At 63.9% G+C, this 12,236-nt stretch carries 13 protein-coding genes and 1 riboswitch; of the genes, 3 read left to right on the forward strand and 10 right to left on the reverse strand.

The genetic code is table 11. The features are described 5' to 3' along the window. Positions 1–62: 62 nt before the first annotated feature. Entirely contained in the window at positions 63–1,439 is a 1,377-nt protein-coding gene (locus PG900_RS07870; RefSeq protein WP_257684636.1) for an alanine/glycine:cation symporter family protein, read from the reverse strand. Between the two features lie 249 nt (positions 1,440–1,688). Further along, positions 1,689–1,799, reverse strand: a riboswitch (glycine riboswitch). A 497-nt stretch (positions 1,800–2,296) separates the two neighbouring features. On the opposite strand from PG900_RS07870, the gene PG900_RS07875 reads away from it, so the two are divergent. Next, the gene (locus PG900_RS07875; RefSeq protein WP_011705184.1) at positions 2,297–3,448 is read left to right on the forward strand and encodes a type III PLP-dependent enzyme; all 1,152 of its coding nucleotides are present in this window, start codon (positions 2,297–2,299) and stop codon (positions 3,446–3,448) included. 66 nt (positions 3,449–3,514) lie between these two features. Here PG900_RS07875 and PG900_RS07880 read toward each other — a convergent pair whose 3' ends face one another. Together PG900_RS07880 and PG900_RS07885 are read right to left on the reverse strand one after the other, a co-directional pair. Further along, positions 3,515–4,483: a calcium/sodium antiporter gene (locus tag PG900_RS07880; RefSeq protein WP_039216106.1), complete on the reverse strand. Its 969-nt coding sequence runs from the start codon at positions 4,481–4,483 to the stop codon at positions 3,515–3,517. Positions 4,484–4,607: 124 nt separating this feature from the next. Next, positions 4,608–5,081, reverse strand: coding sequence for a peroxiredoxin (locus PG900_RS07885; protein WP_024944732.1), 474 nt, complete (start codon positions 5,079–5,081; stop codon positions 4,608–4,610). 126 nt (positions 5,082–5,207) lie between these two features. Between PG900_RS07885 and PG900_RS07890 the strand changes: the two genes are divergently transcribed. After that, positions 5,208–6,134, forward strand: coding sequence for a phenylacetate--CoA ligase family protein (locus PG900_RS07890; protein ID WP_041218244.1), 927 nt, complete (start codon positions 5,208–5,210; stop codon positions 6,132–6,134). A 60-nt stretch (positions 6,135–6,194) separates the two neighbouring features. On the opposite strand, the gene yfcD is transcribed toward PG900_RS07890, so the two are convergent. Next, entirely contained in the window at positions 6,195–6,698 is a 504-nt protein-coding gene (yfcD, locus tag PG900_RS07895) for an NUDIX hydrolase YfcD (RefSeq protein WP_016349932.1), read from the reverse strand. Positions 6,699–6,886: 188 nt separating this feature from the next. Between yfcD and PG900_RS07900 the strand changes: the two genes are divergently transcribed. Beyond that, entirely contained in the window at positions 6,887–7,102 is a 216-nt protein-coding gene (locus tag PG900_RS07900) for a DUF1107 domain-containing protein (RefSeq protein ID WP_016349931.1), read from the forward strand. A gap of 56 nt (positions 7,103–7,158) precedes the next feature. Here the strand turns inward: PG900_RS07900 and PG900_RS07905 are convergent, their stop codons facing one another. The 6 genes from PG900_RS07905 to PG900_RS07935 form a co-directional block, all read right to left on the reverse strand. Beyond that, positions 7,159–7,485 (reverse strand): DUF2845 domain-containing protein, encoded by a 327-nt coding sequence (locus PG900_RS07905; protein WP_029303666.1) that lies wholly within the window; start codon positions 7,483–7,485, stop codon positions 7,159–7,161. Further along, positions 7,470–8,483, reverse strand: coding sequence for an ABC transporter permease (locus PG900_RS07910; RefSeq protein ID WP_077096204.1), 1,014 nt, complete (start codon positions 8,481–8,483; stop codon positions 7,470–7,472). The genes PG900_RS07905 and PG900_RS07910 overlap by 16 nt, the downstream gene beginning before the upstream one ends. A 73-nt stretch (positions 8,484–8,556) precedes the next feature. Next, positions 8,557–9,438: an ABC transporter ATP-binding protein gene (locus PG900_RS07915; protein WP_270831227.1), complete on the reverse strand. Its 882-nt coding sequence runs from the start codon at positions 9,436–9,438 to the stop codon at positions 8,557–8,559. Positions 9,439–9,567: 129 nt separating this feature from the next. After that, entirely contained in the window at positions 9,568–10,179 is a 612-nt protein-coding gene (locus PG900_RS07920; protein ID WP_005298548.1) for an FKBP-type peptidyl-prolyl cis-trans isomerase, read from the reverse strand. 328 nt (positions 10,180–10,507) lie between these two features. Beyond that, positions 10,508–11,233: a copper homeostasis protein CutC gene (locus PG900_RS07930; protein WP_270831229.1), complete on the reverse strand. Its 726-nt coding sequence runs from the start codon at positions 11,231–11,233 to the stop codon at positions 10,508–10,510. A 42-nt stretch (positions 11,234–11,275) separates the two neighbouring features. Next, entirely contained in the window at positions 11,276–12,178 is a 903-nt protein-coding gene (locus PG900_RS07935; protein ID WP_270831230.1) for an ROK family protein, read from the reverse strand. Between the last annotated feature and the right edge of the window lie 58 nt (positions 12,179–12,236).

Below are 12,236 nucleotides of genomic sequence, written 5' to 3' on the forward strand. Positions count from 1 at the left end.
ACGCCCATAAAAAAAGCCACGACCCGGGTCGTGGCTTTTCGTTTGGATGGGTGGTCTTGGCATCAGGCCGTCTGCGGCTCGGGCTCGGACTCCGTCTCCCGGTCCCGGCTGAAGTAGGCGCGGGTCTCGGCGATCACCACGTGGCGCAGGCCGATGAGGCCGATGAGGTTGGGCACCGCCATCAGGCCGTTGACGATGTCGGCCAACAGCCAGATCAGGTCCAGATGCAGGAAGGCACCGCTCGCCACCAGCACCAGATAGATGAGGCGGTAGGGTTTGATCGCCTTCACCCCGAACAGGTACTCGGTGCAGCGCTCGCCGTAGTAGTTCCAGCCAAGGATGGTGGTAAAGGCGAAGAACAACAGGCCGATGCTCACCAGATACTGGCCGACATGGGCATCGAGCCCCTGGGCAAAAGCCAGACTGGTCATGGCCGCGCCGCTCACATCGCCGCTCCACACCCCGGTCACCACCAGAGTCAGGCCGGTCATGGTGCAGATGATGATGGTGTCGATGAAGGTACCGGTCATGGAGACCAGCCCCTGCTCCACACAGGAGTCGGTCTTGGCCGCCGCCGCCGCGATGGGCGCAGAACCCAGTCCCGACTCATTGGAGAAGACCCCGCGCGCCACCCCGGACTGGATCGCCAGCATGATGCCGGCGCCGACGAAGCCGCCAGTGGCCGCATGGCCGGTGAAGGCACTCCCGATCACCAGGGCGATCGCCTCCGGCAGGGCGGCGGCATTGTTCACCAGTACACCGAGGCAGGCGACGATGTAGAAGATGGCCATGAAGGGCACCACCTTGCTCGACACGCTGGAGATGGACTGGATCCCCCCCAGGGTCACCAGCGCCACGATCAGGGTCAGCACCACGGCGGTCACTTCACGGGGGACCGAGAAGGAGAGGCTCATGGCGTCACTGATGGCGTTGACCTGCGGGAAGGTGCCGATGCCGAAGAAAGCGACGCCGATGCCGAACAGGGCAAACAGCTTGGCCAGCGGCCTGGAGCCGAGCCCCTTCTCCAGATAGTACATGGGGCCGCCCGCCATCTGACCGTTGGCATCCTGCTGACGATATTTGACCGCCAGCAGGCACTCGGCGTACTTGGTGGCCATGCCGAACAGGGCTGCCATCCACATCCAGAACAGGGCGCCAGGGCCCCCCAGCTTGATGGCGGTGGCCACCCCGACGATGTTGCCGGTACCGATGGTGGCGGAGAGAGCGGTGCAGAGCGCGCCGAAGCTGGAGACATCCCCCTGCTTGCCCTGACCCTGGTCGCGGCCAAAGACCAGCCGCAGGGCAAGCGGCAAGCGCACCACCTGAAGCAGACCCAGACGCAGGGTAAGGTAGATACCGGTCCCGACCAGCAGGATCAGCAGGGGTGGACCCCAGATAAAGCTATCGATGGCGGCGAGCGCCGATTGAATTGATGACATGCATCCTCCTTAAGAAACAAAAATTAAGGAGGAGAAGGATGATCTTCCCATAGGTGTCGCGATCCCCAAAGGCGATCGGATGCAGGCCAAGAACGTGTTCACACTCTTACTGCGAGGCCGTGATCAAGGCTCATGCGCGACTCGGAATCCTCACGTATGTCTATACGCTCCGGTTCCTGCGCTGCTCTTTGCCTTGCTGACGACCTCTCGTTACCGATCGTGAACAGTTCCAAGCTCAGGTACAACCATCCCATCCCCTCTGTCCTTTTGCCTGAGAGTTTCCGGCGCCAGATTGCGATGCAATCACGGTGCCTTGCTCCTTCGGCGCCCGATTCAACGGGTCTCTCCAGAGTATCGTCCAGTAGCAGTCCACACCGGTTGCCCGGTACCTGAAAGATTCACTTCTTCGGTGGATGGTCGCCCATCGCTCTCCTGCTACCTTCATCCGAACTAGTTTGGATTAGGAAGCGGGCATGGTAATCCAAAAAGTGTGAGCTGTCTCCCACTCGGCCACCCCGGCCGCCGTTTTTTTTCGCACCGAACCATCTGTTATTTGTTCGTTAACTATCAATAAGTTATTCCCACTTGCCACAGATGGCCCCGCTTCACTAGCCGATACGGCCACCATATCAAGATGATATTTCGTCTCGACCAGAAAAACTTGCCGACATATCCAATCAAAAGGGTTGCACACAAACGCAATAAGCCGATAATCCCGCGCATAACTAAGCACTTTGCAATGGAGTTATGCAATGTGTCTGGTTGGTCCCTCCGGACCGCTCGCCTGAGCCGGCCGTCGCCGGTTCAACCCCATATGGCTTGGGCATATCACGCCCCCTAAGGATGACCAAAAGAGAATGAACGAGACCCTGGTAGCACAAGATTACCGTCAGCTGGTTGAACAGTTCGGCTCCCCCCTGCTGCTGCTCGACAAGGCAGCCGTCCGCAAACAGTATCGGGCCCTGGCGGCCGCCCTGCCCGATGTACGATTGCACTATGCACTCAAGCCCCTGCCCCACGAGGCAGTGGTCTCTGTCTTGAAGGAAGAGGGGGCCTGTTTCGACCTGGCCACCAATGGCGAAGTGGATCTGGTGCGCAGTCAGGGTGTCCGCCCGGGACGCTGCATTCATACCCATCCCATCAAGCGCGACAGCGATATCCGCTATGCGCTGGAGTACGGCTGCACCGTGTTTGTCTATGACAACCCGCTGGAGCTGGAGAAGTTCATTCCCTACAAGGACGAAGTGAAACTGCTGCTGCGAGTCAGCTTCCCCAACCCCGAGACCAAGGTCGACCTTTCCAAGAAGTTCGGCTGCACCCCGGAGCAGGCGCTGCCGCTGCTGCAGCTGGCCCACGCCAAGGGGATCAAGGTGATGGGGCTGTCGTTCCACGTCGGCTCCCAGGTGCCCCACGCCCGTCGCCACGTGCAGGCCATCGATGCCTGCCGCGAGATCATGGAGCAGGCCTGGGAACTCGGTCTCAAGCCCTGGGTACTGGATATCGGCGGTGGCTTCCCGGTGGATTATGAGGGCGGCGAGTTCGACATCGACGGCTTCTGCGCGCCAATCCGCGAGGCGCTGGCCAAGCTGCCGGCCACGGTACAGAAGATTGCCGAGCCGGGCCGTTTCATCAGCGCGCCGGCCATGACCTCTGTCTCCAGCGTGATGGGCAAGGCCCATCGCGGCGACAAGATCTGGTACTACCTGGATGACGGCCTCTACGGCAGCTACAACGGCCAGCTCTACGATCACGTCACCTACCCGGTGAGCACTCCGCTGGCTCGCGGCGAGCTGCACAACTCGGTGCTCTCCGGCCCCACCTGCGACAGCGTGGACGTGATCCGTGACGGCATCATGCTGCCGGATCTGGCCATCGGCGAGCTGGTGGTGGGCCGGGTGATGGGGGCCTACACCTGGGCCTCGGCCTCCACCTTCAACTTCTTCCCCAAGGCGAGCATCCTGATTCTGGACAGCAGCCAGAAGGGACAGAAGCTGGTGGCAGTCGCCTGACAACAGGCCGAATGCAAAGAGGGGAAGCCATGGCTTCCCCTCTTTCGTTTCATCCAGCTCAAACGGCTAGATGAACTGGCTGGCCAGCAACCAGCCGGTGTAGCCGACGAAGCAGGCGAGCAGCAGGCCCCCCTCCAGCCGGTTGATCCGCCCCTGCCCCTTGCGGCCCAGGCACATCACCAGCAGCAACAGAGTCAGCCCCATCATCACGCTCCAATCGCGAGAGAGCACTTCCGGTGCCACGTCGAGCGGGTGGATCCCCGCCGCGATCCCCACCACCGCCAGGGTGTTGAACAGGTTGGAGCCGAGCACGTTGCCAAGGGCCAGATCGTGCTCGTTCTTGCGAATGGCGATAAGCGAAGAGGCGAGCTCCGGCAGCGAGGTGCCGACGGCGACGATGGTGAGGCCAATCACCAGATCGCTGATGCCGAGCGCCTGGGCGATGGTCACCGCCCCCCATACCAGCAGGCGGGAGGCCGCAATCAGCAGCACCAGCCCCACGATGAGCCAGCCGATGGCCGCCTTGAGAGACATCCCCTCGCTGTCGATGCTCTCCTCGGTTTCCGCATCCAGCGCATCCCCCTTGCCGCGCATGCCGGCCCGGATCGACCAGCCCATCAGGCCGACGAACACCACGCCGAGGATGACGGCGTCCGTACGGTCCAGATGACCATCCAGCAGCAGGGCGCCGGAGAGCAGGGTGATGCCGAGCAGGATGGGGATCTCCTTGCGCACCACCTGAGAGGCCACCGCGATGGGGCTGATCAGGGCGGTCAACCCCAGGATCAGGGCGATATTGGTGATGTTGGAGCCATAGGCGTTGCCGAGCGCAAGGCCGGGGTTGCCCTGGGAGGCCGCCAGCGCGGAGACCACCATCTCGGGGGCCGAGGTGCCAAAGCCGATGATCACCATGCCGATCAGCAGCGGCGGCATGCCGGCATAACGGGCGGTGGCGGCGGCGCCATCGACAAACTTGTCCGCACTCCAGACCAGCAGCGCCAGTCCGGCAATCAGGGCAACAAAAGCCAGGGTCATAACATCTCCATTCCATCGCCAGCAAACGCAAGAGCCAGGCGATGGCCCGGCTCTTTGCAGAAGTGGGCCCAGTGTAGCGGGCCGACTTTCCATTTCAAGGAAAAATCAAACGACGATTGATATTTTACAGCGCCGCCAGCAGGCTCTGGGCATCCGACACCTCGAACTTGCCGGGGGCCTCCACGAACAGCTGCTCGACCACGCCATCGTTGGCGATGAGGGCAAAGCGCTGGGCGCGCACGCCACCAAAGGCCCCGGTCTCCTTGGCCAGACCCAGTGCCCGGGTCCAGCTGCCGTCGCCGTCGGCCAGCATGGTGATAGCCTCGGCGTTCTGGGCATCCTGCCACGCCTTCATCACGAAGGCGTCGTTGACCGACAAACAGCAGATGGCATCGACGCCTTTGGCCATCAACTGGTCGGCCAGCACCACATAACCCGGCAGGTGGGCGTTGGAACAGGTGGGGGTGAAGGCGCCGGGCACCGCAAACAGCACCACCCGCTTGCCGCCAAACAGGCTTTGGCTATCCCGCTGCTGCTTGCCCTCGGCGGTGATGAAGGTGAATTCGCCCGCAGGCAGGGCTTGGCCAATCGCTATCATGATCTCTCGTCCTCAACTGGATGGCAGGGGCTCCAGTCTACCCCACTCCCGCCATGTGACACAGACCCCGATCCCGTTCGCCTTTTGGGCTAACCTTGAGCAGGATCAGCCGACCAAGGAGGCCTCATGCAGCACTATTACGATGGACTGGAAATTCGCCCCTCCGCCTTGCGAGAGCAGCAACAACTGGATCAACTCAATCACCTGCTTACCCATGTCGGCCAGTATTGCGCCGGTTATTCCAGTGCCTACCGCCAGCGTCGCCTGCAGGATCTGGGCGAGCTGACCAGCCTGCCCCTGCTCAACGCCAGCGAACTGTTCGCCGCCCAGCAGGCTCACCCGCCCTTTGCCGGCCTCACCGGCCGCCCCGCCAGCCAGGCGCTGCGGGTCTTCGCCTGTCCGGGCCAGCTGGCCATTCCCGAGTACGCCGGCGCCGACTGGTGGGGGGCGGCGCGCGCCCTGTTCGCCGCCGGTTTCAAGGCCGGGGAGGTATTGCTCAACGGCCACGACTACCACATCAGCCCCACCGCCTTCATCTTCGACAACGGCGCCCGCCAGTTGGGTGCGCCCGTGGTGCCCTGCGGCCCCCACGATACCGGGCGCCAGCTGGAGGCACTGCAGCGCTATGAGCCGACCGGGTTCGTCGGGCCGCTGGCGGTGCTGCTGGATCTGCTGGAGGCGGCAGAGCGGGCCGACGTACCGAGCGACAGCCTGCGCTGCGCCCTGCTGTGCGAATCCTCCCACCCCGATACCCGGCCGCTGCAGGCGGTGCACGGCATCCGGGCGCTCAACTGCCTGTTGCTGCAGGATGCGGGGGTGATCGCCTATGAGAGCCAGCCCGGCCAAGGCTTCATCGTCAACGAAAGCTGCCTCATCGAGATCATCGATCTGGCCAGCGGCGAGCCGGTCATCGGCGATGGCGTCGGTCAGCTGGTGGTGACCCGGCTCGATCTGGAATACCCGCTGCTGCGTCTGGTCACCGAGTGGCAGGGCCACTGGCTCGCCGGCGCCAGTCCGTGCGGGCGCACCAACCGCCGGCTCAGGCTGGTCTAACATTCCCCCTGAAACAAAACGGGCAGCCAGTGGCTGCCCGTTTTGCATGCTGGGTGCGCGTCAGCGCCGCGCCTGCCAGGTGGCGATGGCGAGCAGGGAGTCGGGGGTAAATTCGGCGGCCCGCGCGGCGATCTCCGCCTGGCTCATCCAGCACACCTCGCTCACCTCTTCGGCCTGCAGTTGCAGCGGCCCCTGATAGCGGCAACTGAAGAGACCACCCCAGACCCGATACCCCTCCCCTTCGGCATAGAAGTCACCGAATGCCTGCAGCGGCACATCGCGGATCCCCAGCTCCTCGGCCAGTTCGCGGCGGGCGGAGGGCTCCATCAGCTCGCCCGTGGTGACCACGCCACCGGCGCAGGCATCCAGCATGCCGGGGCAGAAGTCCTTGCTGAGGGTGCGGCGCTGCACCAGGATGCGGTCAGCCTCGTCGAGCACCAGGATATAGCTGGCGCGGTGGCAGAGGTTCTCCCGCCGCACCTTGGCACGCTCGGCAACCCCGACGACCTGATTGTTTCCATCCACCACATCCACCCATTCCACACGCAGACCCTTCTTGTTCATGGCGTTAAACTGCCCGCAGTATATCGGGGCAACGGCTTGTCATGGCAGCCTTTTTTCACTCCAACCCCAGATGGACGGCCAATGCGGGTGGAGGAAAAACCGGATTCATACAAACCTCTACAAACTGTCACATCCGTGTCACCTGGCAACGCCATAGTGTGCCCTGTCCACGCAACAGGTGTTTTGTGATGAAGGTGTTCAAAAACTTGTCTCCCCGCCAGATTGCCCGCTACATCAAGAGCTTCCATCACGGCAGCTTCATGGTGGAGGCCCACGGGCGGTTCGAGTTCAGCGGCGGCGAGATCAATCTGGAGAGCCTGACCTGCCGTCAGACCCTGAGTCTGGCCCGGCAGATCAATCTGGAGGTTCGCGGCCTGCGTCACACCACCCTGCTGTTGGGGTAACTTCCATAGTCCTTTCTGTTTTGTAGTCTGCGTTCATGCACGTCTTTGCCCGCCGGCTATTCGCCGCGCGGGCCGTTTTCGATGTCGGTGATCACCCCGTTGCGCACGGTGACGAAGCGCATGAACTCGTTCTTGCCGAAGTTGTAGGTCCAGCGCTCCCCATACTTCACCTGCATCAGGTTGCCGAACTGGTTCTCCTCGTTGCGGGTCAGCTCCTCGCGCAGCATGGGTTCGCCGCATTTGAGCAGCATCTCGGCGGTGCTGTCCCCTTCCGTGATCAGCGCATTCTTGCAGCGCATGGCGCCGGCACTGGCCGGCAGACTCAACAGCAGGGCCAGCAGGGCCCCGCCAACCAGCGGTAGTGACTTCATCGGTGACTCCATTTGAACAGGGCACTGCCCAGGGTGATGCAGCAGAGCGTAAACAGCAGGACCCAGCCCAGTGGCGCAGCCACCTCGGCCCAGCCTGCCCCTTCCAGCATGACGGCGCGGGCCGCCGCGATGATCTGGCTGAGCGGCAGCCAGGCCGCCAGCTGCTGCAACCAGGCGGGGGCCCCTTCCAGCGAGAACCAGACGCCGGAGAGAAACATCATCGGCATGCTGATGACGTTGAGCAGCCCGCTCGCCAGCTCCTCGTTCTGGATGCGGGCCGCCACCAGCAGGCCGAGAGACGCCATGGACGCCCCGCCCAGCAGGGCGATCAACAGCAGCAGCCAGCCCGAGCCCAGCAGCGGCACTCCGAGCAAGAAGTAAGCCACCAAAAACACCAGCAGGCTCACCACCAGGGTGATCAGGATGCGCGACAGCAGCTGGGCACAGAGAAACTCGGCGGCCGAGAGCGGGGTGGCCCGCAGCCGCTTGAGCACCCCGTTCTTGCGGTAACGAACGATGACGAAGCCCACCCCGAACAGGCCGGAGAACATCAGGTTCATGCCGATCACCCCGGGCAGCAGCCAGTCGCCGTAGCGAATGGCCCGCCCGCTCAGGGTCTCTCGTGTGAGCTGCGCCGGCACGGCCTGGCGCAGCAGATACTCGGCCATGGCTCCCTGGGGGGCGTCCGGGTTGATCCAGTAACGGCCCGTGCCGGGCGAGAGCAGCAGATCCAGCTGATGGTGGCGCACCTTGAGTCGGCCCTTCTCCTCCTCGTCATAAGGGATGAGCTTGAGCAGCGGCACGGCGCGCAGCGGGGCATAGGCTGCGGGCAGCTCCCCCACCACCCCCATCTGCACCAGCGGCTTGGGCGGGCCGGAGAAGATGAGGGTGAACCCCAGCACCAGCAACAGCGGAAAGGCCAGGTTCCAGACAAGCGCCGCCCGATCCCGCACGAACTCCAGGTTGCGGGCATAGAAGAGCGCCCCGATGCGCTTGAGGGATCCCGTCATCTGGTGCTCCTTGGGCTGGCAGGCTGGGGCGACATGCAGGCAGACGCCGCTGCGGGGTACCACGGGGCCGCCTTCATGCGCCGCTCCGCAGGCTGTGGCCGGTCAGGTGGAGGAAGAGATCCTCCAGATTGGGGGAGCGCACCTGCATGCCGGTCAGTGGCACGCCCAGGCTCAGCAGCCGTGGCAGCAAGTCCGCCACGTCAGGACAGCTCAGCTCCACCTGCTCGCCAAGCGGGCGCAGGGGATAGCCGAGACTGGCGAGGGCCGGATGAGCCGCAAGGCGCACCAGCACGCCGTCAAAATGCTGGGCCAGCAGGGCGACCGGGGTATCCAGGCTGAGCAGATGGCCGTGATCGACGATGGCAATCTGATCGCACAGCTGCTGGGCCTCGTCCATGTAGTGGGTGGTGAGCACCACCGTCTTGCCCTGCGCCTTGATCGCTTCGATGCGCTGCCAGAAGTGGTGGCGGGCCTGGGGATCGAGCCCCGTGGTGGGCTCATCCAGAAACAGCAGCTCGGGGTCGCCGAGCATGGCCAGCGCCAGCAGCAGCCGTTGCCGCTGACCGCCGGAGAGCTTGCGGCTGTCCCGCTCGATAAATTCTCCCAGCGCACACAACTCGATGAGCTGGGCCTGGGGCAAGGGGGCCGGGTAGAGGCTGGCAAACAGTCGCAGGGTATCGCGCACCGTCAGGAAATCCTGCAGCGCCGTGTGCTGAAACTGGATGCCGATGCGGGAGCGGTAGTCGGGGCCGCGCGGGGCACCGTGGAACAGGATCTGGCCGCTGTCCGGGGTGAGGATCCCCTCCAGCAGCTCGATGGTGGTGGTCTTGCCTGCCCCGTTCGGGCCGAGCAGGCCGAAACAGCTGCCGGCGGGAATGGCAAAGCTGAGCCCGTCCACCGCCTTGACGCCGGGGAAGTGCTTGACGAGATCGACGACTTCAATGATGGCAGCCATGGGCGCTCTCCCTGCAGGAGCCATGACTATATCCAAAAGCGCAGGCGCTGCCCATGCCCCGCCGCGTGCGGCGCAAAAAAACAGACGGCGACCCGAGGGTCGCCGTCTGTATCAATCAAGCCAGCCGGATCACAGGATGTCCAGCAGCTCCACTTCGAATACCAGGGCAGAGTACGGCGGGATGGAACCGGCACCGCGTGCGCCGTAGGCCAGATCCTGCGGAATGTAGAGCTTCCACTTGGAGCCAACCGGCATCAGTTGCAGCGCTTCTACCCAGCCGGCGATCACGCCAGTGACCGGGAATTCGGCCGGCTGGCCGCGGGCGACGGAGCTGTCGAACACACCACCGTGGGTGAAAGTACCGTGGTAGTGCACGCGGACGGACTGACCGGCTACCGGTACGGCACCGTTGCCTTCCACCAGCACTTCGTACTGCAGACCGGACTCGGTGGTCTTCACTTCGGCGCGCTTGGCGTTGTCGGCCAGGAAGGCTTCGCCTTCGGCGGCGGCAGCCTTGGCGACGGCTTCCTGCTCTTCCTGCATGCGGGCGGTGATGACCTGGAAGGCATCATTGATATCGTCACGGCTGACCGCGAACTCCAGACCATTCAGGGCATCTGCCAGACCTTGCTGCAGGGCCGGGATATCCAGACCGGCGAAGGCTTGCTGCGCCAGTTGATCACCCATGTTGCGGCCGATGCCATAGCTGGCCTTCTGTTCGATAGAGTCGTATTGGGACATTGAGAAGTTGCTCCGGGTCCTGAGGGTAAAAGAGACGGGATAATATCAGACTTTTGCGCCAGGTGCTGCCGGCCCGTCCCCGGTTTTGCCACTAGGTGGGAGGTGTCTCACATCAGCCCCCTCATCCCCACCCCTTCTCCCACAAGGGGAGAAGGGAGGGAAAACAGAGCACCATCACCCCAGCTCACATTCAAGCCGTATCAGGCCCTGTCCAGCAGAGCCCGCATCGCTGCAACTTTGGCGCCGTCGGTAATATTGACCCGGCCGTCGTCCGAGGTGCCCATGTTGACGCCCCATGACGAGACACCATGTCGCCGCGCGGCCCGTATCAGGCCCTGTCCAGCAGAGCCCGTACCGCTGCAACTTTGGTGCCGTCGGTGATATTGACCCGGCCATCGTCCGAGGTGCCCATGTTGACGCCATGGGGCACCATGCCGCCGCGCCAGCCCATGCCGGACATGTGCACCTCGTTCACCCCGGTGAACTCCACTATGGTGCGCACGTTGTCGGCATTGACCCCGGCGCCCGGCATCAGGCTGGCCCGCCCCGCCAGCGCCTGCTGCATCGCCTGCAGGGTCTCCAGCCCCGCCAGCGCGGTCGGCGCGTGGCCAGAGCTCAGAATGCGCTCGCAGCCGGCGGCGACTATGGTCTCCAAGTCGAGGCGCCAGTCGGAGGAGAGGTCGATGGCGCGGTGGAAGGTAACGCCAAGAGGCCCTGCCGCCTCCACCAGCTGGGTGAGCTTGGCGGCAGGCACCCGTCCCTGCTCGTCCAGCAGACCGACCACTACCCCCTGCAGACCGGCGGCGCGGGCCGCCGCGATATCCTGCAGCATCATCTCGAACTCCCCGTCGCCAAAGCAGAAGTCACCGGCCCGGGGCCGGATCATGGCGTAGACGGGAACGGTGGCATGGCGCGCCGCCAGCTGCATGAAGCCATAGGAGGGAGTCAGGCCGCCCAGCCCCAGCGCAGAGCAGAGCTCGATGCGATTCGCGCCAGCCTCCTGGGCAGTAAACAGGGATTCCAGATTGTCGATACAGATTTCAAGAGAGGTCATGATGGACTCCTTTATTGGGGAGATCAGACCCCGGATCTGATCTCATAAATTGAGCAAGGCGGCCCCGCGCACCCCGCCGGCGCCACCGAAGCGGGCCTCGCGGATCTCGGGCAGGGCGACCCCGGGTAGCAGATGGCCAGGCAGGCGCAGCGGCAGCTGTTCGTAGAGCGCGGGCAGACCGCTCAGGCCGCCCCCCAGTACCACCACGTCGGGGTCGACCACCGAGATGGCGGTGGCAAGCCCAGCAGCCATGATTTCGAGCCAGCAGTCGACCGTGGCCACCGCATGGGGTTCGTGCGCCTCGAAGCGCCCCACTATCTGATGGCCGCTGGCACGCTGACCGTGGAAGTGATGGTAGAGCCGCTCCAGCCCGGTGCCGGAGGCATAGGTTTCAAAACAGACCAGACGACCGCAGCCGCAACGGAGGCGAGGCAGGTCGGGGTACTTCATCAGCATGGTGGCCGGCAGCGGGTAGTGGCCTATCTCCCCCGCCAGCCAGTTGCGGCCCTGGATCAGCTTGCCCGCCAGATAGACGGCGCCACCGATGCCGGTGCCGATGGTGACGCCGAGGGCGCTGTCGGCTCCCGCCGCCGCCCCCTGATGTACCTCGGACCAGAGGAAGCAGTTGGCATCGTTGTCCACCTTGACCGGACGCTCCAGCAGTTCGGCCAGATCGGCGCCCAGGTGGCGACCATTGATGGAGGGCAGATTGGCCGCCACTATGCTGTGGTCGTGCCGGTTGAGAATGCCGGGAAAGCCGATGCCCACCGCACCACGGGCGCCGAAACGGGCATCCGCCTGTTCGACCCGCGCGCGAATGAGCTGCTGCAACCCTTCGTAATCATTGCCGGGAGTGCTCATGCGCTCCTCATGACAGAGATTCAAGGCGCCGTCATACACAGCGAACGCTATCTTGGTGCCACCAATATCAAAGCCGTAATACATGCCACACTCCCTTGTCGATGAGTCGCCTCACCTCAGCCTGTCCAGAGGGGGACATTGT

The sequence above is a fragment of the Aeromonas sp. QDB03 genome (genome assembly GCF_027707985.1).
Taxonomy (GTDB): domain Bacteria; phylum Pseudomonadota; class Gammaproteobacteria; order Enterobacterales; family Aeromonadaceae; genus Aeromonas; species Aeromonas hydrophila.

Excerpts from the sequence above, each read along its gene's own strand:
- PG900_RS07870 (WP_257684636.1), bottom strand. The coding sequence starts at position 1,439 with ATGTCATCAATTCAATCGGCGCTCGCCGCCATCGATAGCTTTATCTGG.
- PG900_RS07875 (WP_011705184.1), top strand. The coding sequence starts at position 2,297 with ATGAACGAGACCCTGGTAGCACAAGATTACCGTCAGCTGGTTGAACAG.
- PG900_RS07880 (WP_039216106.1), bottom strand. The coding sequence starts at position 4,483 with ATGACCCTGGCTTTTGTTGCCCTGATTGCCGGACTGGCGCTGCTGGTC.
- PG900_RS07885 (WP_024944732.1), bottom strand. The coding sequence starts at position 5,081 with ATGATAGCGATTGGCCAAGCCCTGCCTGCGGGCGAATTCACCTTCATC.
- PG900_RS07890 (WP_041218244.1), top strand. The coding sequence starts at position 5,208 with ATGCAGCACTATTACGATGGACTGGAAATTCGCCCCTCCGCCTTGCGA.
- yfcD (WP_016349932.1), bottom strand. The coding sequence starts at position 6,698 with ATGAACAAGAAGGGTCTGCGTGTGGAATGGGTGGATGTGGTGGATGGA.
- PG900_RS07900 (WP_016349931.1), top strand. The coding sequence starts at position 6,887 with ATGAAGGTGTTCAAAAACTTGTCTCCCCGCCAGATTGCCCGCTACATC.
- PG900_RS07905 (WP_029303666.1), bottom strand. The coding sequence starts at position 7,485 with ATGGAGTCACCGATGAAGTCACTACCGCTGGTTGGCGGGGCCCTGCTG.
- PG900_RS07910 (WP_077096204.1), bottom strand. The coding sequence starts at position 8,483 with ATGACGGGATCCCTCAAGCGCATCGGGGCGCTCTTCTATGCCCGCAAC.
- PG900_RS07915 (WP_270831227.1), bottom strand. The coding sequence starts at position 9,438 with ATGGCTGCCATCATTGAAGTCGTCGATCTCGTCAAGCACTTCCCCGGC.
- PG900_RS07920 (WP_005298548.1), bottom strand. The coding sequence starts at position 10,179 with ATGTCCCAATACGACTCTATCGAACAGAAGGCCAGCTATGGCATCGGC.
- PG900_RS07930 (WP_270831229.1), bottom strand. The coding sequence starts at position 11,233 with ATGACCTCTCTTGAAATCTGTATCGACAATCTGGAATCCCTGTTTACT.
- PG900_RS07935 (WP_270831230.1), bottom strand. The coding sequence starts at position 12,178 with ATGTATTACGGCTTTGATATTGGTGGCACCAAGATAGCGTTCGCTGTG.